The sequence below is a fragment of the Pseudomonas sp. HN8-3 genome, from assembly GCF_020790195.1.
Classification (GTDB): domain Bacteria; phylum Pseudomonadota; class Gammaproteobacteria; order Pseudomonadales; family Pseudomonadaceae; genus Aquipseudomonas; species Aquipseudomonas synxantha_A.
In genome coordinates, this window is record NZ_CP086206.1 from 2,702,512 (window position 1) to 2,726,703 (window position 24,192).

General features: G+C 61.0%; 21 protein-coding genes and 2 riboswitches. Of the genes, 12 read left to right on the forward strand and 9 right to left on the reverse strand.

Annotated elements, in window-relative coordinates; all coding sequences use genetic code 11:
- Positions 1 to 7: 7 nt before the first annotated feature.
- The 4 genes from LJX92_RS11900 to LJX92_RS11915 all read right to left on the reverse strand — a co-directional run bounded on the left by LJX92_RS11900 (position 8) and on the right by LJX92_RS11915 (position 2,300).
- Complete coding sequence (locus tag LJX92_RS11900; RefSeq protein ID WP_032875943.1) at positions 8 to 400, reverse strand: cobalamin biosynthesis protein; 393 nt, start codon at positions 398 to 400, stop codon at positions 8 to 10.
- Positions 397 to 1,101, reverse strand: a complete 705-nt coding sequence (locus LJX92_RS11905; RefSeq protein WP_032875940.1) for a CbtA family protein — start codon at positions 1,099 to 1,101, stop codon at positions 397 to 399. Before LJX92_RS11905 ends, LJX92_RS11900 begins: the two co-directional genes overlap by 4 nt.
- 11 nt (positions 1,102 to 1,112) lie before the next feature.
- The gene (locus LJX92_RS11910) at positions 1,113 to 1,301 is read right to left on the reverse strand and encodes a CbtB domain-containing protein (RefSeq protein ID WP_032875937.1); all 189 of its coding nucleotides are present in this window, start codon (positions 1,299 to 1,301) and stop codon (positions 1,113 to 1,115) included.
- 96 nt (positions 1,302 to 1,397) lie between these two features.
- Positions 1,398 to 1,612, reverse strand: a riboswitch (cobalamin riboswitch).
- A gap of 118 nt (positions 1,613 to 1,730) precedes the next feature.
- Positions 1,731 to 2,300, reverse strand: a complete 570-nt coding sequence (locus tag LJX92_RS11915) for a hypothetical protein (protein ID WP_177327389.1) — start codon at positions 2,298 to 2,300, stop codon at positions 1,731 to 1,733.
- A gap of 264 nt (positions 2,301 to 2,564) precedes the next feature.
- Positions 2,565 to 2,765, forward strand: a riboswitch (cobalamin riboswitch).
- Positions 2,766 to 2,856: 91 nt separating this feature from the next.
- Here LJX92_RS11915 and cobW point away from each other — a divergent pair.
- From cobW to LJX92_RS11935, 4 genes are read left to right on the forward strand one after another with little or no spacing between them, the layout of a single operon-like run.
- Positions 2,857 to 3,918: a cobalamin biosynthesis protein CobW gene (cobW, locus tag LJX92_RS11920; RefSeq protein ID WP_032875935.1), complete on the forward strand. Its 1,062-nt coding sequence runs from the start codon at positions 2,857 to 2,859 to the stop codon at positions 3,916 to 3,918.
- A 2-nt stretch (positions 3,919 to 3,920) separates the two neighbouring features.
- Positions 3,921 to 7,682, forward strand: coding sequence for a cobaltochelatase subunit CobN (gene cobN, locus LJX92_RS11925; protein ID WP_228309806.1), 3,762 nt, complete (start codon positions 3,921 to 3,923; stop codon positions 7,680 to 7,682).
- A complete protein-coding gene (locus LJX92_RS11930; RefSeq protein ID WP_078821506.1) occupies positions 7,682 to 8,680 on the forward strand; it encodes an ATP-binding protein in 999 nt (332 codons plus the stop codon). Before cobN ends, LJX92_RS11930 begins: the two co-directional genes overlap by 1 nt.
- Positions 8,681 to 8,733: 53 nt before the next feature.
- Positions 8,734 to 9,336, forward strand: a complete 603-nt coding sequence (locus LJX92_RS11935; protein WP_032880973.1) for a vWA domain-containing protein — start codon at positions 8,734 to 8,736, stop codon at positions 9,334 to 9,336.
- A gap of 114 nt (positions 9,337 to 9,450) precedes the next feature.
- On the opposite strand, the gene LJX92_RS11940 is transcribed toward LJX92_RS11935, so the two are convergent.
- Positions 9,451 to 10,398 (reverse strand): DUF1853 family protein, encoded by a 948-nt coding sequence (locus LJX92_RS11940; protein WP_078821505.1) that lies wholly within the window; start codon positions 10,396 to 10,398, stop codon positions 9,451 to 9,453.
- Positions 10,399 to 10,543: 145 nt separating this feature from the next.
- Here LJX92_RS11940 and LJX92_RS11945 point away from each other — a divergent pair, with 145 nt between their 5' ends.
- The 8 genes from LJX92_RS11945 (at position 10,544) to LJX92_RS11980 (ending at position 19,304) form a co-directional block, all read left to right on the forward strand.
- A complete protein-coding gene (locus LJX92_RS11945; protein WP_003217892.1) occupies positions 10,544 to 11,434 on the forward strand; it encodes an NAD(+) kinase in 891 nt (296 codons plus the stop codon).
- Entirely contained in the window at positions 11,431 to 12,405 is a 975-nt protein-coding gene (locus LJX92_RS11950; protein WP_164365996.1) for a metallophosphoesterase, read from the forward strand. Before LJX92_RS11945 ends, LJX92_RS11950 begins: the two co-directional genes overlap by 4 nt.
- Entirely contained in the window at positions 12,402 to 13,271 is an 870-nt protein-coding gene (locus LJX92_RS11955; RefSeq protein WP_032875921.1) for a rhomboid family intramembrane serine protease, read from the forward strand. The genes LJX92_RS11950 and LJX92_RS11955 overlap by 4 nt, the downstream gene beginning before the upstream one ends.
- Positions 13,272 to 13,285: 14 nt before the next feature.
- Complete coding sequence (locus LJX92_RS11960) at positions 13,286 to 13,546, forward strand: YeaC family protein (protein WP_005788688.1); 261 nt, start codon at positions 13,286 to 13,288, stop codon at positions 13,544 to 13,546.
- The gene (locus tag LJX92_RS11965; RefSeq protein WP_005788687.1) at positions 13,543 to 14,373 is read left to right on the forward strand and encodes a DUF2797 domain-containing protein; all 831 of its coding nucleotides are present in this window, start codon (positions 13,543 to 13,545) and stop codon (positions 14,371 to 14,373) included. The genes LJX92_RS11960 and LJX92_RS11965 overlap by 4 nt, the downstream gene beginning before the upstream one ends.
- A 13-nt stretch (positions 14,374 to 14,386) precedes the next feature.
- Positions 14,387 to 17,044 (forward strand): aminopeptidase N, encoded by a 2,658-nt coding sequence (pepN, locus tag LJX92_RS11970; protein ID WP_228309807.1) that lies wholly within the window; start codon positions 14,387 to 14,389, stop codon positions 17,042 to 17,044.
- A gap of 493 nt (positions 17,045 to 17,537) precedes the next feature.
- On the forward strand, positions 17,538 to 18,644 hold the full coding sequence (zapE, locus tag LJX92_RS11975; RefSeq protein ID WP_032875915.1) for a cell division protein ZapE: 1,107 nt from the start codon (positions 17,538 to 17,540) through the stop codon (positions 18,642 to 18,644).
- 165 nt (positions 18,645 to 18,809) lie between these two features.
- Positions 18,810 to 19,304: a GNAT family N-acetyltransferase gene (locus tag LJX92_RS11980; protein WP_032875912.1), complete on the forward strand. Its 495-nt coding sequence runs from the start codon at positions 18,810 to 18,812 to the stop codon at positions 19,302 to 19,304.
- A 98-nt stretch (positions 19,305 to 19,402) separates the two neighbouring features.
- On the opposite strand, the gene LJX92_RS11985 is transcribed toward LJX92_RS11980, so the two are convergent.
- The 4 genes from LJX92_RS11985 to LJX92_RS12000 all read right to left on the reverse strand — a co-directional run bounded on the left by LJX92_RS11985 (position 19,403) and on the right by LJX92_RS12000 (position 24,181).
- Positions 19,403 to 19,615: a hypothetical protein gene (locus tag LJX92_RS11985; protein WP_032875909.1), complete on the reverse strand. Its 213-nt coding sequence runs from the start codon at positions 19,613 to 19,615 to the stop codon at positions 19,403 to 19,405.
- A gap of 142 nt (positions 19,616 to 19,757) precedes the next feature.
- Entirely contained in the window at positions 19,758 to 21,995 is a 2,238-nt protein-coding gene (locus tag LJX92_RS11990) for a TonB-dependent siderophore receptor (protein WP_223018600.1), read from the reverse strand.
- Positions 21,996 to 22,122: 127 nt separating this feature from the next.
- On the reverse strand, positions 22,123 to 23,865 hold the full coding sequence (locus LJX92_RS11995; protein ID WP_103734322.1) for a phosphoethanolamine transferase CptA: 1,743 nt from the start codon (positions 23,863 to 23,865) through the stop codon (positions 22,123 to 22,125).
- A gap of 154 nt (positions 23,866 to 24,019) precedes the next feature.
- Positions 24,020 to 24,181 (reverse strand): DUF6026 family protein, encoded by a 162-nt coding sequence (locus tag LJX92_RS12000; protein ID WP_223018643.1) that lies wholly within the window; start codon positions 24,179 to 24,181, stop codon positions 24,020 to 24,022.
- Positions 24,182 to 24,192: the final 11 nt, after the last annotated feature.

Here is a 24,192-nt window from a genome sequence, read left to right on the forward strand (position 1 = left end):
CGGGATTTTAACCGGCGCAGGCTAATGCAAGGGTGGCCTGGATGGTTTTCTTGCGGGTGATGAGCAGGTGGGCAGGGCCGTGGGCGAGTTGCTCGGCCAAGGCCAATGCGGCACTTTCGGCGATGCCGTAACAGCCGGTATGGCTAAATGCTACGTCTGATTTGTGGCTCAGCCGATGTTCAAAGCCGGCCAGTTGTTCGGCGCTGAAACACTGCAAGGGCAGGCTCAATAATTGGGCCAGGGCCACCAACCCCGGCTCAGCCTGTTTGCGATCAATGCTCGCCAGCGCGGTAATGCGTTGGCGTTCAATGCCGCCTTCGGCGAGGGCGCTATCAAGGAGTTCCAGCAGGGTTCGGACATCACAACCCCGCTGGCAACCCAGGCCGACGACGAGGGTCATGCCGAGTAGTGTTCGTCGCGGTTACGGCGAAACAGCCAGGCACTGATCAGACCAAGGGCCAGCCAGAACGCCACATTGGTCAACTGCGACGCGATCTTGAACTGGGCTTCGAGGGCCTCCGGGGCCAGCATGGAGTGGACTTCCGGCTGCGGAGCGCCAATCACGTGGGGTACGGCGACGATCGCCACGCCCAGCACTTTGAGCAACCAGCCGCGACCGAACACCAGCAAAGCAATGCCAGCAGCGGTAGACGCGGCAGTGCCGATCCACCAGATCTGCCGTTGCGCCAGATCAGCGGCGGCGGTGCCCGGCAGTTCAGGCGGCAGGCCCAAGGTCGGCGCAAGTACGAATGTCGCGTAACCGGCCAGGCCCCACAGTAGCCCTTGAGCTGTACGGGTTGGTGCGCGCAGGGTGTACAGGCCGGCCAGCATCAGCGCAAACCCGACCGCAACGACTAGGTTGCCACCGGTGGTCGACAGCACGCGCTGCCAGCCATCTTCCGGCTCCCAGGCTTCGGCGTCGTGGGTGTGGGCAGCGGTGCCAGCAGCATGTTCATGGGGGACTTCGGCAACAGCTGGAGCCTTTTCAAAGGTCTCCGCCTGCAAAATCAACGGCGCGACCCACAAGCTTTGCAGCAGGGTCAGCAGCAGGGCGGCCAATAAGCCGGTGAACCCTGCGGTTTGGGCAATACGCTTGATCATGTCGGCAGGTCTCAGTGGCACGGGAACGCGGCGCTGTGGCGGGTATCGTGGGCCGCGTTGTGCACGGCTTCGATATGGGAGAAACCGGCGAAATACACCAGGCACGCACCAAGGATTGACGCACCGATGGCGGCGGTCAGGCGTTGGCTCAAGGTGGCAGTGCTGCTGGCGGAGTGCGAAGTGCTGCTGATGATCGACATGGCGCGTCCCTTTCAGGTATCAGGGTGAAACGAGCGCATGAAAACCCCGCGAGCCAGGCACGCAGGGTTCTGAACAGCGCCCGCCCACCGCGGGTTTGTTATCTGATATTTTCGGGCCGGTCTCCGGGCTTGCGAGGGGCGGCTCTTGATAGAGTCCATCCTGACAAGCGTCTCCTTCCCATGCACAGCACAGTGGATTTGACGCTTCGCTCGCTTACCGTTGCGGGGGCAGCACCGGACTGGCCATAAGTCTATGACGCACCGGTTTCCCGTTTCACCCTGTGAGGGGCACCCGAAACAAGATGTGTAGGAGAGCATGACGCAGTGATGTGCGTCAAACTGATACGTAGTGACGAACGCAGCTTGCCTGTCGAAACCTTGCCATCTTGTATCAAGCACCGCCGACTGTGTTGTATCTGACCGAACTAATCAGGTGAGTCGGTAATCCAGCAAAATCGCAAAGTGCTCTCCCATATAAGTTGGCTTTGTTAACATGTGCTCGATGTTTTCAATATCAAATCTCCCATCTTCCGCGCCGGGCCGGCCATGGTCACCAATTCCGATATCTAACTCACGAAGTACCCGAGGGTTCTGCAGGAGTATTTTGGCATAGAGGGTTGCCTCGGCGGAAAAAGCTCTGGTGGTTGGTATTTGACCTGCCGCTTCTTTCAATTCGTTAAAGTTTACAAATCGGTCGTTTTCGCCTGCGGCGTACTCACGAAAGTGCTTTTTTATCCCATTTATCAGATCGTCTTGGAAGCAATGGAGTAGGGGGCCACGTTTGCTGATCCCTTGTTCCACAAGGCTGCTCATAAGCGGCTCTGATCGTTTGAATCGCGGTAAGTTGCCGCGAGCGTTCAGGGCTGCGGGAGGGTTGTCCTGAGAATCCAGCGGCGCACGCCCAACAGCGTCAGCACTGACGGGCTGTTTGTTATTGAGTGCACCCGTATTGTTAAAAAGAGCGAGGGGGGTGGGCGCGTTAGAAGTCGATATCAGCATGATTCATTCCTGAAGCCAATGGATTAAAATTCGCCACATTTCAAAAACACTCCGCTAATTGCGAAATGGCAGGAGTCTCTGTATGAAATGAGCACTGCTGCGTGGTGTCGTTCTGCGCGTCCGTTCCGTATTGAATATGACATCATATTGCAGGGCGCTTTTGCGGGATCGGCGCAAGCCTTACAAAGACTGAGTTGGTCAAGGCACAGGCTGGGTAAGTTTATGCTTTAGGCGGCGCGACATTGACCCGCTCCGTTGCACTGCGTAGCCTTGCACCCTCGAGGTTCTTCGGCCCAGGTCGAAGCTAAGAAGGGAACGCGGTTCAAGCCGCGGCTGCCCCCGCAACTGTGAAGGGTTCAGTTGACTGCCACGCCACTGCCGAGACGGCGGGAAGGCGCAGTCAGCGTTGGTCACAAGACCTGCACGCCCCAAGCCAGGAGACCTGCCTCGTCACCGATTTTCCAATTCAACCGGGCGGGGTGATCCGGTGACGAAATCCGCTGCTGCGCGCGCCGCAGGGCCTGTCGTCCCGTATGCCCGCCCCAAAGGGCATCCGATGAAAACACTGGCCAAACTCCCCGTCACCATCGTTACCGGCTTCCTCGGCTCGGGCAAGACCACGTTGCTGCGCCACATGCTCGATAACGCCCAGGGCCGTCGCATAGCCGTGATCGTCAACGAGTTCGGCGAACTGGGCATTGACGGCGAAATCCTCAAGCAATGCTCCATCGGGTGTACCGAAGAAGAAGCCAACGGCCGCGTGTACGAACTCGCCAACGGCTGCCTGTGCTGCACCGTGCAGGAAGAGTTCTTCCCGGTGATGCGCGAACTGGTCGCCCGTCGTGGTGACCTTGACCATATCCTGATCGAAACCTCGGGGCTGGCCTTGCCAAAACCCTTGGTGCAAGCGTTCCAGTGGCCGGAAATCCGCAGCGCCTGCACGGTTGACGCGGTGATCACGGTGGTCGACAGCCCGGCCGTGGCCGCCGGCACTTTCGCTGCGTTCCCGGATCAAGTCGACGCCCAGCGCAAACTGGACCCGAACCTGGACCACGAGTCGCCTTTGCACGAGCTGTTCGCCGACCAACTGGCCAGCGCCGATCTGGTGATCCTCAACAAAGCCGACCTGATCAGCACCGAAGACCTGGCCCGCGTGCGCCTGGAAGTGGCCGAAGAGTTGCCGCCGGCGGTTAAGATCATCGAAGCCAGCAGCGGTCGCCTGCCATTGGACGTGCTGATCGGCCTGGGTGCCGGCTCCGAAGAGCATATCGACGCTCGCCACAGCCATCACGATCACCACCATGAAGGCGAAGACGACCACGATCACGATGCTTTCGACTCCATCTCCATCGACCTGCCTCAAGCCGACGAAGCACTGTTGCTGGACGCCCTGACCCAATTGGTGGTGCAACACGGCATTTTGCGCGTCAAAGGCTTTGCTGCTATCCCGAACAAGCCGATGCGCCTGCTGATCCAGGGCGTGGGCACACGCTTTGACAAGCACTTCGACCGTGCCTGGGGTGCCGATGAAGCGCGTATCACGCGCCTGGTGCTGATCGGTCAGGAGCTGGACGCCGCTGGCCTTGAAGCGCAATTGCGCGCTGCCCTCAGCGTTTAACCATGCACCTGCTCAGGACCCAACCCGGTGGTTTCGTCGCGGACGACAATATTGCCGACCTTGGCCAAACCCCCGCCGAGCTGGTGATCCTGTGCAGCGGTGACTCCAGCCTGGCGCTGCTGGCCGAAGCCGCCCAGCAGTTGCCCGAGGATTACCCCAGCCTGCGCCTGGCCAACCCGATGCAGGTGCAGAACCACGCCTCGGTCGACCTGTACGTCGATGAGGTGTTGCGTCACGCCAAGGTCATCCTGATTTCCTTGCATGGCGGCATTGGTTATTGGCGCTACGGCATCGAGCGCCTGGTGGAGTTGGCCGAGCGTGGCGTCACGTTGATCCTGGTGCCGGGGGATGATCGTCCAGACCCGGAACTCAGCGGCCTGAGCACTGTTGCTGCTGAACAGCGCGAGCGTCTGTGGCACTTTTTGCGCCAGGGCGGCCTTGGCAATGCGTTGGACTTTTATCACTGCCTGGCCAGCGCCCATCTGGGCCGCGACTATGCCTGGGCCGAGCCACAAACCTTGCCGCGTACGGCGATCTATCACCCGCACAAAGCCAATGCCCGCCTCAATGACTGGCAGGCGGATTGGCGCGCCGACTTCCCCGTGGCCGCGGTGCTGTTCTACCGCTCCCACTTGCAGGCGGCCAATACCGGGTTTATCGATGTGTTCTGCCAGCGCTTGCAGGCAGCGGGCCTGAACCCATTGCCCATCGCAGTGGCCAGTTTGAAAGAGCCCGGTTGCCTCACAGTGGTCGAGGACCTGTTGGACGACGTGCAAGTCGCGGTGATCCTCAACACCACAGGCTTTGCCCAATCCAGCCCCGAAGCGCCGCATCTGCGACCGTTTCGGCGCAACGTCCCGGTGATCCAGGCGATCTGCGCCCAGGATAACCAGCCCGGCTGGGAGGCCAACGAACAGGGGCTCGGCCCCCGCGACCTGGCCATGCATATTGCCTTGCCCGAGCTGGATGGGCGCATCATCAGCCGGCCGATCAGCTTCAAGGACCTGGCCTGGCGCAGCGAGCGCAGCCAGTCTGACGTGGTGTGCTACCGCGCAGCGCCCGAGCGCATGGATTTTGTCGCTGAACTGGCGCGGCGTTGGGTTGACTTGGCCCGGGTGCCGAATGCCGACAAACGCATCGCCCTGATCCTCGCCAACTACCCGACCCGTGACGGTCGCATCGGTAACGGTGTGGGCCTGGACACGCCAGCAGCGGCGCTGAATATCCTGCGGGCCTTGCAGGTTGAAGGCTATCCGGTGGCGCCGGCGCTTGCGGACAGCGGCACCGCACTGATCCACGAGCTGCTCGGCGGTGTCACCAACGACCTCGACAGCCTCGACCAGCGCCCGTGCCATCAAAGCCTGGGCCTGGCCGAGTACCAGGCGTTGTTCGATCGACTGCCCGAGTCCAATCGCCAGGCCGTGCTGCAACGTTGGGGTGCTCCACAAAACGATCCAATGTTCCGCGACGGCCGCATGATGATCGCCGGCCTGCGCCTGGGCCTGACCTTCGTCGGCATCCAGCCTGCCCGGGGTTACCAGGTGGACGCGAGTGCCGTGTACCACGACCCGGACCTGGTGCCGCCCCATGGGTACCTGGCGTTCTATTTCTGGCTGCGTCACACCTACGGCGCACACGGCGTGATTCATGTGGGCAAGCACGGCAACCTGGAGTGGTTGCCGGGCAAGGGCGTGGGCCTGTCGGAAAACTGCTGGCCGGATGCATTGCTGGGGCCGCTGCCGAACATCTACCCGTTTATCGTCAACGACCCGGGCGAGGGTGCCCAGGCCAAGCGGCGTACCCAGGCCGTGATCATCGACCATCTGATGCCACCGTTGACCCGTGCCGAAACCTACGGCCCGTTGCGTAACCTTGAGTTGTTGGCCGACGAGTATTACGAGGCGCAATTGCTCGACCCGCGCCGCGCCCTTGAGTTGCAAAAAGACATTCTCAAGCTGGTGCGCGAAACCCGCATCGACCAGGAGCTGGAGCTGGACAGCGAGACTGACGCCGACATCTGGTTGCCGCGCCTGGACACCTACCTGTGCGATTTGAAGGAGTCGCAGATCCGCGACGGCCTGCATGTCTTTGGCGAGTCGCCCGAGGGCCGCTTGCGCATCGACACCTTGCTGGCGTTGCTGCGCATTCCGCGTGGCGATGGCCGTGGCCCGCAATCGAGCCTGTTGCGGGTGCTGGCCAAGGCCTTCGAACTGGGCTTCGATCCGCTCGATTGCGCCTTGGCCGAACCATGGACGGGGCGGCGCCCCCAGGTACTGCAAAAGATCGACGGGCAGTTGTGGCGCACCGCCGGCGATACCCGCGAACGCCTGGAGCTTTACGCAACGCGCTTGATCGAGCAGGCGCTGGAAGGCCCTGTCGAGCAGTTGGAAGAGCCTGGCTGGGAGGACGTCAAGTCGGTCGTCGAAAGCCTGCGCATCGTGGTGGCGCCACGCCTGGACGCCTGCGGCCCGGCGGAAATGCGCGGCCTGCTCGATGCCTTGAGCGGGCGCTTCGTCCCGGCAGGGCCCAGCGGTGCGCCCAGTCGCGGACGCCTGGATGTGCTGCCGACCGGGCGTAACTTCTTTACCGTGGACGTACGCAACCTGCCAACCACCACAGCCTGGCGCATCGGTTTCCAATCGGCCAACCTGATTCTGGAACGCCATCTACAGGATCATGGCGATCATTTGCGCCAACTCGGCCTGTCGGTATGGGGCACGGCCACCATGCGCACCGGCGGTGATGATATCGCCCAGGCCATGGCGCTGATGGGCGTGCGCCCGGTATGGGCCACCGGCAGCCAGCGGGTCGACGATTTTGAAATCCTGCCGATCAGCCTGCTGGATCGCCCGCGTGTCGACGTGACCCTGCGCGTGTCCGGCTTCTTCCGCGATGCCTTCGCCAACCTGATCCGCCTGTTCGACGCAGCGGTGCAGGCGGTGGCGGCCCTGGATGAACCGGACGACATGAACCCTTTGGCCGCCAAGGTGCGCAGCGAGCGCCAGGCGCTGGTTGAGTCGGGCCTGAATGCAGAGGCTGCGGCCAAGCAGGCCGGCTGGCGCATCTTCGGCGCCAAACCGGGCGCCTATGGCGCGGGCGTGCAGGGCGCGGTTGACGGGCGCCTGTGGCAGAGCCGCGAGGACTTGGCCGAGGTCTACCTCAACTGGGGCGGCTATGCCTACGGGGGCTCCGATGAAGGCACCGCCGCCCGCGAGCAGTTTGCCCAGCGCCTGAGCCAAGTGCAGGCGGTGTTGCAGAACCAGGACAACCGCGAGCACGACTTGCTCGATTCCAATGATTACTACCAATTCCAGGGCGGTATGCTCGCCGCCGTGGAAACCCTGAGCGGTGACAAGGCCGCCAGTTATCATGGCGACCACAGTCAGCCGGACTTGCCCAGAATCCGCACCTTGAAGGAAGAGCTGAACCGGGTGATCCGCGCCCGCGCCGCCAACCCCAAGTGGATCGAAGGCGTGAAACGCCATGGCTATAAAGGCGCGTTTGAAATGGCCGCGACCGTGGACAACCTGTTCGCTTTCGACGCCACCACCGCGTTGATCGACGACCATCAATATGCACTGCTCGCCGATGCCTACCTGCTGGACCCTGACACCCGGGCGTTTGTGCAGCAGCACAACCCCGATGCCCTGCGCGACATGACCGAGCGTATGCTCGAAGCCCAGCAGCGGGGCATGTGGCAGGCGCCGGGGGCTTATCGCGAAGCACTGGAAAACCTCTTGCTGGATATAGAAGAAGACAGCTGATGACCGAGATTCCCCATTTTCCGCTGTCCGCCGTGGTCGGTGCTGACGACCTGAAACTGGCGCTGTGCCTGACCGCCATCGACCCCCGCATCGGCGGCGTGCTGATCGAAGGCCCGCGAGGCATGGCCAAGTCGACCCTGGCCCGTGGGCTGGCGGACCTCCTCGCCAGTGGCCAGTTCGTGACTTTGCCCCTGGGCGCGACCGAGGAACGCCTGGTCGGCACGTTGGACCTGGAAGCCGCACTGGGCGAAGGCCGTGCACAATTTTCCCCCGGCGTGTTGGCCAAGGCTGACGGCGGCGTGCTGTATGTGGATGAAGTCAACCTGCTGGCCGACCATTTGGTGGACCTGCTGTTGGACGTGGCCGCCAGCGGCACCAACCTGATCGAGCGCGACGGTATTTCCCATCGGCATTCGGCGCGCTTTGTGCTGATCGGCACCATGAACCCGGAGGAGGGGGAGTTGCGCCCGCAGTTGCTCGACCGCTTTGGTTTCAATGTGGCGCTGAGCGGGCAGACCTTGCCCGCCGAACGTGGGCAGATCATTCGTCGTCGTCTGGATTTCGACAGTGATCCGGCGGCCTTCTGCGCGCAGTGGGCCGCGCCGCAAGCCGAGTTGCGCGAACGCTGCACGCAGGCGCGGGCGCGACTCGACAGCATCGACCTGGACGATCACGCCTTGGCGCAGATTACCGAACGCTGCTTTGCCGCAGGCGTGGACGGTATGCGCGCCGACCTGGTCTGGCTGCGTGGTGCCCGGGCCCATGCGGCGTGGCGAGGCGCGTCAGCCATTGCCGAGCAAGACATCGAAGCGGTGGCCGAGTTTGCCTTGCGCCATCGCCGTCAGCAGCAAACGCCCGCGGCCGCACCGCCGAATCAAGGGCAGTCGTCGAAACCGTCTGAAAGCTCGCCCGGCCAAGGCCAATGGGGCGATATGCCTGCGCCGGCCTTGCCCACGGGCGCCCGCCGCGATGTGCCGGCCTGGCCAAAAAAGCCCTAGGCATTCGCCCCCGACCTGACGCGGGGGCGGATGCCCGGCCCCAGGCGGGGCGACTGGACAACGGCAGGCAGGGCAAGGCGCGCAGCGCACAGAAAGGCAGGATCAATTGGCCGGGTACGTTGCTCGGTGGACGGCCACAATGCCGTGATGATCTGCTGTTCCACCTGCGTAGCCGTTCGGCGCCGGAACTGTGGTTGGTAATCGTCGATGCCTCGGCGTCCACCCGGCGCCATCGGGCGTTGACCGATGCCAAGGGTTTGTTGGCTCAGCTGTTCGACGACGCTTATCGGCAACGGGCGCGCATGGCGCTGTTGACGGCCAGCGGATCAGCGCCGAAGTGGCAGGTGCAGGGCTTGAAGGCGGCAAAGGGATTGACGGGTTGGCTGGAGCAGTTAGGCGCCGGTGGCGGTACGCCATTGCTCGCCGCCTTGAGCGAGGCCGGGCAGTGGCTCAAAGCGCGGCGCAAGCGTTACCCGGCGCAGCAACAGCGATTGCTGGTGATCACTGATGGTCGGCTCAAAGCCATTGATGGGTTGCCGCCGTTGGAGTGTCCGGGGTTACTGGTAGACATTGAGCGCGGGCCGATCAGGTTGGGACGGGCTCAGGAGTTGGCGATGGGGTTGCAGTTGGATTATCAGCATATCGATGATGTGTAGTGCCTGGGCAATCGACATCGGGAGCAAGCCCCCTCCCACATTTTTCAGTGCGCCGCACTACCTTGTGGAAGGGGGCTTGCCCCCGATGGCTGCCTTGAATACACCGAGGATTTATCAGCCTGCCCCCGGCACATTCGGCCAAAGATCCGCCACCAGAAACAACCGCTCCGCTTCCTCCCAGTCCTCACCGTTCTGCACCATCCGAACCAGTAACTGCGCCGGTGCCATCGGATCCAGGTCCTTCAGCCAGCTTTGCATCTGCGCTTCACTCCACACTTGATCCGCCGTGTAATGCGCAGGTGCCAACCAGGCGTGGCGGGGCAGGGGTTGCCAGTGGCCGGGTGGGCGGGTGCTGACAAAATCCGACCAGTCACGCTGATGCAACCAGCAACCACGCAGATGCTGCGGGTGGGCGCCGATTGGGGGTTGCGCCGTGCCAGGCCAGGGATAGAGCAGATAACCGCCCAGCCACAAATGCGCATCGAACACCTGGATATCCAGCGCCGCCAAGGCGTCGCGGCTCTCGGCCCGCGCAGAAATCGGCAGTTGATGTTCGGCCAGGTGCGCCAGCTTGCGGTCCAGCCGGTCATGGCAGCCCGGCCCGAGCCATAGCGCGGTGTCCTGGCCATTGCCGTCCTGTGGGCCAAGATAGAGTTTGATCGCCAGTTCCAGATGGTGCACGCCATCGCGGTCGCGCAACAGCATGTCCAGTTCGCCCAGGGTATGCCCGGCGCGGCGGATCGGCAGGTTGGCGGCCAGCAATTCCACACCCGGCGCGTGCTGCACGGCAAACTGCCACAGGCGCTCGTAATAGAGGCCCAGGCGCCGTGTGCGCGACAGGCTGAGCCACTGCTGCAGGGCGCTGCTGTCCTGATCAAGCGCACGCAGCCAATGCTCAAGCCGGTGTGGCGCCTGCGCCCAGTCACTGCCGGCCAGCGGGTGGCGCTGCGGCCACGGCGTTTGCGCCAGCATGGGCGGGGCGAGGATCACCCACGCCAGGTCGCGCACCTCGGGGTGGCGCAATTGGCGGGGCAAGTTGTGCAAGTCAGGGAACACGGTCATGGTCCGAGCATAGCCTTTTCAGCCGGGTGAAGGTGCCTGAGAACCATTGTCATCAAGGCGCGGCGGCGACAAAGGATTTTGCCTGACGCGGCCTTTCGCCCATAATCGTTCTTTTTTGCCGCACCCCAAATCCCGCAGGAGCCCCATGGAGCAATTTCGCAATATCGGCATTATCGGTCGCCTGGGCAGTACCCAGGTGTTGGACACCGTCCGCCGGCTGAAGAAGTTTCTGCTCGAGCGCCACCTGCATGTGATCCTCGAAGACACCATCGCCGAAATCCTCCCGGGCCACGGCCTGCAGACCTCGTCGCGCAAGATGCTCGGCGAGGTCTGCGACATGGTCATCGTGGTCGGCGGCGATGGCAGCCTGCTCGGCGCCGCCCGGGCGCTGGCGCGGCATAACGTGCCGGTGCTGGGGATCAACCGCGGCAGCCTGGGGTTTCTGACCGACATCCGCCCCGATGAGCTGGAAGTCGAAGTGGCCAAGGTGCTCGACGGCCATTACCTGGTGGAAAACCGCTTCCTGCTGCAAGCCGAAGTGCGCCGCCATGGCGAGGCGATCGGCCAGGGCGATGCCCTCAACGATGTGGTGCTGCACCCGGGCAAATCCACGCGGATGATCGAGTTCGAGCTGTATATCGACGGCCAGTTCGTGTGCAGCCAGAAGGCCGACGGCCTGATTGTCGCCACGCCTACTGGCTCCACCGCGTATGCACTATCGGCCGGTGGCCCGATCATGCATCCCAAGCTCGATGCCATTGTGATCGTGCCGATGTACCCCCATATGTTGTCCAGCAGACCGATTGTGGTCGATGGCAACAGCGAGCTGAAAATCGTGGTGTCCAAAGACATGCAGATCTACCCGCAAGTCTCCTGCGACGGGCAGAACCATTTCACCTGCGCCCCCGGTGACACCATCACCGTGAGCAAGAAGGCACAGAAGTTGCGCTTGATCCACCCGCTGGATCACAACTACTACGAAGTGTGCCGTACCAAGTTGGGCTGGGGCAGCCGCTTGGGGGGTGGGGGCGACTGATGCTCGATCCCGCGCGTAGCTACGACCTGATTGGTGACGTGCACGGTTGCGCTCATACCCTTGAGCACTTGCTCGACCAATTGGGTTACCACAAGCAGGGCGGCACCTGGCGCCATCCGTCGCGCATGGCGGTGTTCCTGGGCGATATCATCGACCGTGGCCCACGTATCCGCGAGGCGCTGCATATCGTCCACGATATGACCGTGGCCGGGCAGGCGCTGTGCATCATGGGCAACCATGAGTTCAATGCGCTGGGCTGGACCACCCCGGCACCACCCGGCAGCGGCAGGCAGTTCGTGCGCGAGCACAACCCACGTCATGCGCGGTTGATCCAAGAGACCCTGACCCAGTTCGAGCACCACCCGGCCGACTGGCACGACTTCCTCGGCTGGTTCTACGACATGCCGCTGTTTGTCGATGCCGGGCGTTTTCGCGTGGTGCACGCGTGCTGGGATGAAGGCTTCATCCAGCCATTGCGCGCCACCTTCCCGGATGGCTGCATCGACCAGCACTTCCTGCAAGCCGCCGCCGTACCGGGCAGCTTCGCCTGCAACGCCTTCGATCGGCTGTTGCGCGGCACCGATATGCGCCTGCCCGACGGCCTGACCCTGACCGGCGGCGATGGCTTGACGCGGTCGTTCTTCCGCACCAAGTTCTGGGAAGATGACCCCAAGACCTACGGTGACATCGTGTTCCAGCCCGACGCTTTGCCAGAGCCGGTGGCGCGCACGCCGTTGTCGTCCACCGAAAAGAATTCCCTGCTGCGCTACGGCGTCGACGAGCCGTTGTTGTTCGTCGGCCATTACTGGCGCAGTGGCAAACCGGCGCCGATCCGCCCGAACCTGGCCTGCCTGGACTACAGCGCGGTGCTGTACGGCAAGCTGGTGGCGTATCGACTCGACCAGGAAACCCAACTGGATCCGCGTAAATTTGTATGGGTCGACGTTGAGCGACCCGAGGCCATTCCATGAGTACCGTAGCCGTATTGCGCTTGCCCCTGAGTGTCGACCTGGGTGGTTTCGTCAAGTTGCTGCAACGCATGCAGGTGCCCCATCGCGTCAGTGAAGAGGCGGGTGAGCAAGTGTTGTGGGTGCCTGAAACCATCAGCGATGACGTGCGCGTGTTGTATCAACGCTTTCCTGCCGGCGACCCGGACCAGCAGCTGGATATTCCTGAACAGGCGCCAGTTGCACGGCCAGGTTTCGTCCAGCAGCTGCGTCATAGCCCTGTCACGGCGCTGGTGCTGTTGGCCAGCCTGATTGTCGGCGCCGTGACCCTGCTTGGTGAAAACCTGCAAGCCATGGCCTGGCTGACGTTCCTGCCGTTCCGGGTGCTGGGCGAGTACATCCAGTTCACGCCTTTGGCCGACACGCTCGCTTCAGGGCAGTGGTGGCGATTGGTCACGCCGATGCTGATCCACTTCGGCATCCTGCACCTGGCCATGAACGGCATGTGGTACTGGGAGTTGGGCCGGCGCATCGAAGCGCGCCAGGGCAGTATCAACCTGCTGGGGTTGACCCTGTTGTTCAGCCTGGTCTCCAACTACGCGCAATACGCTTATGGCGGCCCTGGCCTGTTCGGTGGCTTGTCCGGTGTGTTGTATGGCCTGCTCGGGCATTGCTGGATCTTTCAACTATTGTCACCCAACCCAGCCTATCGCCTGCCCCGTGGGGTGCTGGTGATGATGCTGGTGTGGCTGCTGCTCTGCCTGTCGGGGCTGGTCTCGATGATCGGCTTCGGCCAAATCGCCAACGCGGCCCATGTCGGCGGCCTGGTTATCGGTTGCCTCACCGGTTTGCTCGGCGGGCTGTACAACCGTCGCAAATCGTCTATTTGATAAGGAAGAGCCGAATGTCCTCTTTTGCTGAAATGATCGAAAACATCACCCCCGATATCTATGAAAGCCTCAAGCTCGCCGTGGAAATCGGCAAATGGTCCGATGGCCGCAAGCTCACCGCCGAACAGCGCGAATTGTCCCTGCAAGCGATGATCGCCTGGGAGATCCAGAACCTGCCCGAAGAGCAGCGTACCGGCTATATGGGCCCGCAGGAATGCGCGTCCAAGTCGGAGCCGGTGGCGAACATCCTGTTCAAGTCGGATGCGATCCATTGATTGAAATTGGTCGTGGTGCAGTCAGCAAAATGTCGGCGCAACTTGGTGAGCCGACTGTTCAATATGCGTTTCGCCTGGGCGATGTCGAGGTGCCGGTCAATCCGATGATCGGCACCCATGTGCGCCTGGAGTACCTGGGTGCCATTCATTGCAGCCATTGCGGGCGCAAGACCAAGACCAGCTTCAGTCAAGGGTATTGCTACCCGTGCATGACCAAGCTGGCCCAGTGTGACCTGTGCATCATGAGCCCCGAGCGTTGCCATTACGACGCCGGCACCTGCCGTGATCCGGGCTGGGGCGAAAAATTCTGCATGACCGACCATGTGGTGTACCTGGCCAATTCGTCGGGGGTCAAGGTCGGCATCACGCGTGCCACCCAGCTGCCCACCCGCTGGCTGGACCAGGGTGCCAGCCAGGCATTGCCGATCATGCGCGTGTCGACTCGCCAGCAGTCCGGCTTCGTCGAAGACCTGTTCCGCAGCCAGGTGGCCGACAAGACCAACTGGCGCGCCTTGCTCAAGGGCGACGCGCAATCGGTGGACCTCAAGCAGGTGCGCGATGAGCTGTTCGCCTCCTGCGCCGAAGGCTTGCTGGGTTTGCAGGAACGCTTTGGCCTGCAAGCCATCCAAACCATTGCCGACATCGAGCCGATTGAAATCCGCTACCCGGTCGAGCAGTATCCGACCAAGATCGTCAGCTTCAACCTGGACAAGAACCCGATTGCCGAAGGCACGCTGCTGGGGATCAAGGGCCAATACCTGATCTTCGATACCGGCGTCATCAATATTCGTAAATACACGGCCTACCAGCTCGCCGTGCATCAGTAGAAGGATCCCGAGCATGCGCACCGAACAACCGAAGATGATTTACCTTAAGGACTATCAGGCGCCGGACTACCTGATCGACGAGACGCACCTGACCTTCGAGTTGTTCGAGGACCACAGCCTGGTCCACGCGCAGCTGGTGATGCGCCGCAACCCCGAGCGCGGCGCCGGTTTGCCGCCCTTGGTACTCGACGGCCAGCAACTTGAACTGTTGAGCGTCAACCTGGCCGACCAGCCGCTGACGGACGCTGACTACCAGTTGACCGACAGCCACCTGACCGTGCAGCCAAAGAGTGAGACCTTCACCCTCGACACCACCGTCAAGATCCATCCGGAAACCAACACTGCCCTGGAAGGTTTGTACAAATCCAGCGGTATGTTCTGCACCCAGTGCGAGGCCGAGGGCTTTCGCAAGATCACTTACTACCTCGACCGCCCGGACGTAATGAGCGTGTTCACCACCACGGTGATCGCCGAGCAGCATAGCTACCCGGTGCTGTTGTCCAACGGTAATCCGATTGCCAGTGGCCCTGGCGAAGACGGCCGGCACTGGGCGACCTGGGAAGATCCGTTCAAGAAGCCGGCGTACCTGTTTGCGCTGGTGGCCGGTGACCTGTGGTGCGTCGAAGACAGCTTCACCACCATGACCAATCGCGAAGTCGCGTTGCGCATCTACGTCGAGCCGGAAAACATCGACAAGTGCCAGCACGCCATGACCAGCCTGAAGAAATCAATGCGCTGGGACGAAGAAACCTACGGCCGCGAGTACGACCTGGATATCTTCATGATCGTGGCGGTCAACGATTTCAACATGGGCGCCATGGAGAACAAGGGCCTCAATATCTTCAACTCCAGCGCCGTGCTGGCCCGCGCCGAAACCGCTACCGACGCCGCCCACCAGCGCGTCGAAGCCATCGTCGCCCACGAATACTTCCACAACTGGTCGGGCAACCGCGTGACCTGCCGCGACTGGTTCCAGTTGTCGCTCAAGGAAGGCTTCACCGTGTTCCGTGATTCGGGCTTCTCCGCCGACATGAACTCGGCCACGGTCAAGCGCATTCAGGATGTGGCCTATCTGCGTACGCACCAGTTCGCCGAAGACGCTGGCCCTATGGCCCACGCGGTGCGCCCGGACAGCTTTATCGAGATCTCCAACTTCTACACCCTGACCGTTTACGAAAAGGGCTCGGAAGTAGTCGGCATGATCCACACCTTGCTCGGCGCCGAAGGCTTCCGCAAAGGCAGTGACCTGTACTTCGAACGCCATGACGGTCAGGCCGTGACCTGCGACGACTTTATCAAGGCCATGGAAGACGCCAATGGCGCCGACCTCAGCCAGTTCAAACGCTGGTACAGCCAGGCGGGTACGCCACGCTTGGCGGTGAGCGAGTCCTACGACGCGGCGGCCAGGACCTACAGCCTGACCTTCCGCCAGAGCTGCCCGCCAACGCCGGACAAGGTCGAAAAACTGCCGTTCGTGATCCCGGTGGAATTGGGCCTGCTGGACGGGCAGGGCGCCGCAATCAACTTGCGCCTGGCCGGTGAGGCTACAGCTGCAGGCACCTCACGAGTGATCTCGGTGACTGAAGCCGAGCAGACGTTCACCTTCGTCGATGTCGCTGAAAAGCCGTTGCCTTCGCTGTTGCGTGGGTTTTCGGCGCCGGTGAAATTGAGCTTCCCGTATAACCGCGATCAGTTGATGTTCCTGATGCAGCACGACAGCGACGGCTTCAACCGCTGGGATGCCGGCCAGCAGCTGTCGGTGCAGGTGTTGCAGGAACTGATCGCCCAGCATCAGGCAGGCCAGCCGCTGAAGCTGGACCAGCGCCTGATCGATGCGCTGCGCACGGTATTGAGCGACGAAAGTCTCGACCAGGCCATGGTCGCGGAAATGCTCTCGCTGCCAAGTGAAGCCTACCTGACGGAAATCAGCGAAGTGGCGGATGTGGATGCGATCCACGCGGCCCGTGAATATGCCCGCAAGCAACTGGCCGAGAACCTGTTCGAAGGCTTGTGGCTGCGCTACCAGGCCAATCGTGAGCTGTCCAAGCAAACGCCGTACGTGGCAGAGGCCGAGCACTTTGCCCGCCGTGCCTTGCAGAACATCGCGTTGTCGTACCTGATGCTCAGCGGCAAGCCAGAAGTATTGGCGGCCACCCTGGATCAGTTCGACACCAGCGATAACATGACCGAACGCCTGACGGCCCTTGCGGTGCTGGTGAACTCGCCGTTCGAAGCGGAAAAGGCCCAGGCGCTGGCGGTGTTTGCCGAGAACTTCAAGGACAACCCGTTGGTCATGGACCAGTGGTTCAGTGTTCAGGCCGGCAGCACGTTGCCGGGCGGGCTGGCGCGGGTCAAGGCGTTGATGGAACACCCGGCGTTCACCATCAAGAACCCGAACAAGGTGCGCGCCTTGATCGGCGCATTCGCCGGCCAGAATCTGGTCAACTTCCATGCGGCGGATGGCTCGGGTTATCGCTTCCTGGCGGATCTGGTGATCGAGCTCAACACCTTGAACCCGCAGATCGCCTCGCGCCAACTGGCGCCGCTGACGCGCTGGCGCAAGTATGACAGCGCACGCCAGGCGCTGATGAAGGCGCAACTGGAGCGCATTCTCGCGTGTGGCGAGCTGTCCAGCGATGTGTATGAGGTGGTCAGCAAGAGCCTGGCGTAACGTTTTCTGCCTGATGTTCCGGGGGCAAAATGTGGGAGCGGGCTTGCTCGCGAAGGCGGCCAGGCAGCCGACACAGTTATACCGAGTACATATCCATTGCTGCGGTAACGGCTGATATTGGTTCCGCTTTTACAGCGGGTCACTTTTGGAAAAGAGCCCGGAATGCCGGCCCAGCCAAAAGTAACCAAAAGGGCTCTTGCCCCACCACTCGGCACCTCGCTTAGGCTCGGTGTGCCCGTAATCCGCCAGTGATTTGGGGGGGCGCCGCCACGCGCCATCCATGGCGCGGGGCGGCTAAACCGGCATCCCTGCCGGTTTACCCCCCAAATCCCTGTCGAATTTCGGCCAGCGTGGTTTAACGGGGCGTCTGAGATCAAAAGCAGATCAAGATCAAGAGCGGCTCGCTTCGCATCGTGGTTACGGTTGGTGACTACAAACCAGGCTCAACGGGGCGTGCCCCCTCTCATATTTAGTCCGCAGAGCAGCATCTGACATGACGTTCGACTCGCCCCTCATTGCCTACCAGCACGCTATCGCCCAGCAAGGCTTCGTCTCCGACGACGCCCAGCGTCGGGCGGTGCAGGCTTTGCAAACCTGTCACGAGGGGTTGCATCAAGGCCATTCGCCAGTTGCCGGGGTCTATCTGTGGGGGCCGGTGGGGCGTGGCAAGACCTGGCTGATGGACCAGTTCCACCAAAGCCTGCGTGTGCCCGCGCGGCGTCAGCATTTTCATCACTTCATGGGGTGGGTGCATCAGCGCTTGTTCCAGCTCACCGGAACCCAGGATCCTTTGCGGGCGCTGGCTCAGGAGCTGAGCCAGGAAGTGCGCGTGCTGTGCTTCGATGAACTGTTTGTCAATGATATCGGCGACGCGATCATCCTCGGGCGGCTGTTCCAAGTGATGTTCGAGCAAGGCGTGGTAATGGTGTGCACCTCCAACCAGCCGCCTGATCAGTTGTATGCCGATGGCTTCAATCGCGAGCGTTTTCTGCCGGGCATCGACGCGCTCCAGCAGCATATGCAAGTGGTGGCGGTGGACGGTGGCGAAGATCATCGCCTGCATCCGGGGGTGGGGCAGCAACGCTATTGGGTGAATCAACCGAATGCACTGGCTGCGGTGTTCAAGCAATTGAGCCAAGGCCAGGCCGTAAGCAGCGGGGCGGTGAGCGTGGGGTACCGCTCCATTGTGGCGGTGCAGGCCAGTGATACGGTGCTCTGGTGTCGTTACGCCGAACTGTGCGAGCAACCCCTGGCCGCGATGGACTTCATGCTGCTGTGCGATAGCTTCGAGGCCATCCTCCTGGGTGAGGTCCCGAACCTCAGCGCCCAACAGCGCCCGGGGCGGATTGCCCGTGGCACCGAGGACGGCGCCGAGCGTGTGATGGCCGGGGACCGCCAATTGCCGCAACTGTCGGTTCATGATGACAGCGTGCGGCGCTTTATCGCCTTGGTGGACGAATGCTACGACCGCAAGGTGCCACTCTTTATCGAGGCCCGGGTGCCCTTGGAGTGCCTGTACACCGAAGGCTACCTGGAGTTTCCATTTCGTCGCACCCTGAGCCGCTTGCAAGAGATGCAACTGCAGCGCTTTGCTGTCTAGGAAAAATCCCCACTCCAGGGGCTTTTGCGCGATTTGATGCGAGCAACCTTCGCAATTTCTGTCAGATATTTGTAGTTAATCTCCTTCATCTACTGCCGACTCCACGCTTACAATCGAGGCTCTCAAAGGGGAACGAATCCCTGGTTGTCGTTATCGAGGAAGGAAATGGACACCCCAGACATCCTGGTGCTGCAAGCCAGCTATACCAACGAGGTGCACGCCAACGCCATCGGCTTGCTGCTCAACCACTATGCGCAAGACCCGATGGGCGGCGGCCACGCCTTGTCAGCCGATCTGTTGCAGCAACTGCCGGCTGAACTGGCCAAGCGTCCTCATGCGTTCAGCGTGCTGGCATTTGTCGGTGGCGAACCGGCGGGGTTGGTCAATTGTTTTGAGGGCTTCTCGACGTTTGCTTGCCGCCCGCTGGTCAACGTTCACGATGTGATGGTGAGGGAACAGTTTCGTGGCTTGGGCTTGAGCCAGAAAATGCTGCAGAAGGTCGAAGAAATCGCCCGCCAGAGGGGCTGCTGCAAGATTACTCTGGAAGTGCTTGAGGGCAATGAACTGGCGCAATCGGCGTATCGCAAGTTCGGGTTCGATGATTCAGTATTTGATCCGAAGTATGGCCATATGTTGTTTTGGAGCAAGTCGCTGTCATAAATGACTGGCGAAAAAAAGGCGCCATTAGATGGCGCCCAATAAACCTTTGCCAACGGAGCGGGATGGCGCAGGGTATTACGGATTAACTAAGCATTAAATCAACTGTTCGGTTGTTCCTGGCTGACGGTATCGACTTTCAACGTCTTCCCGTCGGCAGAGGCCATTCGTTGCTCTGCTGTGCCGTGAGTTTGCTGTTGAATGAAGCTGAAGTTGTCGTAGAACTCCTTCGAACGCTCTGAACCGCCCTCTGCGAAGGCAGCGGCGGAGGTCAGGGTCATCAGGCTGGCAAGCATCAACGTCGAGATTTTCATCGCGGTATTCCCATTAAGAGTGATAGGTGTCTGGCCGTTCCTTGATCAGAATCATGGAGCGACTATGGCGCTATCTTATTAAGTGGGAATTAACTGACAGACACTGCGAAGTTAACGATTTTGTTAACTTCGCAGGGAGCGACTACAGCTTCCAGTCCAATGCAAGCGTGATAGATCGCGGGTCACCCCAATACACACCATTATAAAAGCCGACACGTTCGTAATATTTTTTATCAAATAGATTGTTAACGTTAACCGAGGCGGAAACCTGTTCGTCGAACTGGTAGCGTGACATCAGGTTGACCACGGTGTAACCCTGTTGCGTGATCTTCGCCCGCGTGGTTATCGGCCGACCTTCGCTATTGCGTGCCCCTGTGGGCCGGTTACCGAAATCGTAGATTTCGCTTTGCCAGTTCACCGCGCCACCGACGGTGAGGTTGCGCCATGCGCCCGGCAGGCGATAGGCGCTGGAAACCTTCAACAGGTTCAAGGGCTGGCCCGTATTGGTACGTTTGTCTGAGCCATTAAGCGAGTGGGTGTAGGTGTAGCCGGCGGTCAGGTTCCAGTCCGGCCGGATTTCGCCTGCGGCTTCCAATTCGAAGCCGTTGACCTTGTTACCCTTGCCGCCAGACTTGTAGTACTCCTCGCCAGTGACGGGGTTGGGAGGGACCGAGTCATCGCGCTCTGCAACGTTGTCCTGGGTGCTCCAGAAATAGGCGGCCGCCAGGTTCAGACGTTCATTGAGCAGGCTGCCCTTGAGCCCCACCTCATAATTGCTGCCCACCACCGGTTCCAGGTACTTCTTGTTGACGTCACGCCTGTCTTGCGGCTTGAAGATATCGGTGTAGCTTGCGTAAACGGTGTACTGCGGGGTGATGTCATAGAGCAGCCCGGCGTAGGGCGTCCACATGTCGTTGTGGGTCTGGCGTGTTTTGCCGGCAGCCGTCAGTTGATCATTGTCGTTGTATTCAGGCGTGGCGCTTTCCAGCTCCCAGCTGCCGTAGCGGCTACCCAGCACGGCGTGCAAGCGGTCTGTAAGGCTCAGTCGAGTGGCGAGGTAGCCGGCTTTCTGCTGTTTTTTGCTGTGTTCGCCCTTGAGGTCGGTGACCGTGTCGGCGAACTTGCCGATATCGCCCATGTGCTTCCAATCCTCGATGGGGTAGTAGCTGGCAGGCAGGTCGTTACGCATAAAGGGCGAGACGTCCCGTTGGGCGGCCTCGCCATAGCCCATCATCAACCCGTGTTCGCGGCCCAGCAGGGTGTAGCTGCCGGCCAGGTTGAAGTCGATGGCTTCCATCCGCGACGTACCGCGCATATGACTGGCCCAGGCCGTCATGCCGCTGCGGTCCGCATTGGGAAAACCGGTGCCGCCGTAGTAGACCTTGCCGTCGGTGTCACTTTGGCGATGGGTATAGGCAGCCTTCAAATGCCAGTCGCCGCCGAGCCGATGGTCGAGGGTGGCGAAGGTGGTCTTGTCAGTCAGCGGCCAGGAGCTCCAGTGCGCCGCCATATTGGTGGAGCGAGGCAACCTTGCCTTGCCGCCCTGGCTGTTCCAGTAGGGCACAGTGCCCCAGGAGGTGCCTTGTACCTGTTTGTCCTGGTAATCAAAACCTACAGCCAGCACCGTATCGTCTGAAAGGTCACCTTCGAGAATGCCGTAGCCAACTGCGCGCTGCAGCCCATAGTTATCGCGAAAGGATTTGCTGTCACGGTAGGCCAGGACGCTACGCCCGCGCAGCTTACCGTCGAACGCCAAAGGCCCACCTACGTCGATGTAGCTGTAGTAGTTGTCATGGCTGGCGCCACTCACACCGGTCTGTGCCTGCCATTGGGCAGTAGGGCGCTTGCGCACCATGTTGACGGTGGCCGATGGGTCGCCCGCGCCTGTGGTCAGGCCCGTGGCGCCGCGTACCACTTCGATACGGTCGTAGATGATGGTGTCGGCGTCGGACTTCATGTAGCCGAATGTGTTGAGCATCCCATCAACCTGGAAGTTGTTGATGCCGTAACCGCGGGAGGAGTAGTAGACACGGTCCGAATCGTTATGTTGAACGTTGATGCCGGTGGTCTGGCGCAGCACTTCGGTCAAGGTGTTGAGGTTGAAGTCATCCATCTGCTGGCGTGTGATCACCGAGATCGATTGCGGGGTTTCCTTGATGGAAAGGTTCAGGCGGGTGGCGGTATTCATCGAACCGGTGGTGTAGGCACCGGTGTGCTCGGTGGTGGACCCAAGGCCGTCGGCGCTGATAGTGGTCGCGTCCAGCTCCAGGGCTTTGCTGGAGGCTTGTCCGGGGTCGATTTCAGCCAGCAGATCCGGGCTCAGCGCAAGACTGAACAGACCGAAGGTAATGGTCATGGAACGGGTAAAAGGCGCGAACATTGCGGCAGACTCCTTGTCGTCTTTTAACCCTCCCTGGGTGGGAGGGCATGGTTCAAAGACGAAAGGAGGTGTGGAACTTTAGGCTTAAACGAGAACGATTGTTATCTTTGTGTTGCAGCGCCCCTGATTACTTCGCCACCACTTCGGCGCCATTGGCCTTCTTCGGCTTGATCAGGCTGAAGTCGATCAGGGCCTTCTGCTTGGTTTCGTAAGGGTTGCCGATCAACAAGGGCCGAGGCTTGAAGCTGTCGCTGACCAGGCTCTTGCTGTGGTCCAGTTCGTCAAAACTCAAGCCTGCCATGTCGGCCCAGGTATGGATCAACTGCGAACTGCTGTAAGGCCGTTGCAGGTCGCCGGCGAAACTCCAGTCGTGGCTTTCGCGCCACTTCGGTGAGGCGTAGGCCATGAACGGGATAGTGTACATCGGTGCAGTCGGCTTGCCTTCGTTGCGGCCCAGGGTGTCGTGGCCGGCGGAGTCGAACACGTCTTCGCCGTGGTCCGAGAGGTACAGCAAAAAGCCGTTGGGGTCGGTCTTGGCGTAGTCCTTGATCAGGCTGGAGACCACGAAGTCGTTGTACAGCACTGCGTTGTCATAGCTGTTGTAAGTCGGCAACTGCGCGTCGCTGACACCGGCCGGCACGCCCTGGCGGTCGGTGAACTTGTCGAACGTCGGCGGGTAACGGTACTGGTAGCTCATGTGAGTACCCAGCAGGTGCACCACGATGAACTTGCGCTCGGCGGTATCGGCCAGGGCCTTGGAAAAAGGCGCCAGCACATCGCCGTCGTACTGGCGGGCGTTCTGGTTGCGGTTGTTGTTCAGGTACACCTGCTCGTCGGCCTGTTCGGAAAAGGTCGTGAGCATGGTGTTGCGCTTGGTCATGGTCTGCTGGTTGGTGATCCAGAAGGTCTTGTAGCCGGCCTGTTTCATCACGCTGACAATCGACGGCGTCTTGAGGTACAGGTCCGGGTTTTCTTCATCGGCAAAGGTCAGCACCTGTTGCAGCGCTTCAATGGTATAGGGGCGAGGGGTGATGACGTTATCGAACACGGCCAGTTGGTCGCGCAGCTTGTCCAGTTCCGGCGTGGTGTTGCGCGGATAACCGTACAGGCTCATGCGCTGGCGGTTGGTGGACTCGCCGATTACCAGTACCAGCGTGGACGGCTGGCCGGCCATGCTGTCCTTGAGGTTCTTCAATGGCGGGATCTGGCTGGCGCTGTTGAGCATGCCCTGCATATTGTCCAGCTGTTCGGTGTAGCGACGGTAGGCGACGATCATCTGCCAAGGCACGGCAGGCTCGATACGGGTTTCGAAACGATCAATGGCCAATTCCATGGTTTCGCTGGTGGCGATTTGCTTGACCAGCGGGTAGCCCACAACCGCCAGGACAATGGCGATGGCCGCCACGATCGACTGGCCGCGAGGCAGGTACACCGGGCGCAGGCGCGTCCAGAGGAAGATAGCGAAGGCGGTGTGGGCTATGAACGCCAACACAATCCACCAGGCAAAATATTGGGTCGCGTATTCGCCCGCTTCGGAGATGTTCGACTCGAACATGATGAAGATGACGCTCTGGGAGAACTCCTGCTGGTAAATGAAGAAGTAACCCAGGCTGGCCATGGAGCAGGCCCACAACACCACACCGATCAAGGCGGCAAGCAGGCGTGTCTTGCGCGGGAACAGCAACATCGGCGCCAGCCATAGTGCACTCATGAAGAATGCCTGGCGGAAACCACTGAAGCCGGACGTGCCGGTCAGTTGGATAAGAAGCTGGGTAATACCCGAGAAATACCAGAAAAACAGGAATAGCCAACCAAGGCCGGCCCAATCAAAGCCTTTCGCAGTCGTCGTGCTGCGTTTGAACATCGCCATCCAGCGCCCCATCAGTCAATGATCGTCGCGCAGAGTCGCGCGACATCGGGCCGCTCAGAACGTGAGCGGCATCGCGGGCGGGAGTATCAGGATAAGTGTGTGAAAACTTTGTGAGTTTTCCGTAGGTATTGCCTTACAAACTGACCAGGTGCGTTCAGCAGAGCGCCGGCTTGGCCTGGGATTGCAGTTCGAGCTGGGCTTGAAGGTGTGAACGCAGACGCAGGACTTCCTGTTGCAACTGATCGCGCTCGTCCTTCAACTGGCGCAATTCATCGCGACGGATGCTGACGTAGAGGGTCTGTGGCGGGCGGGTCATCTGTGCTGTGC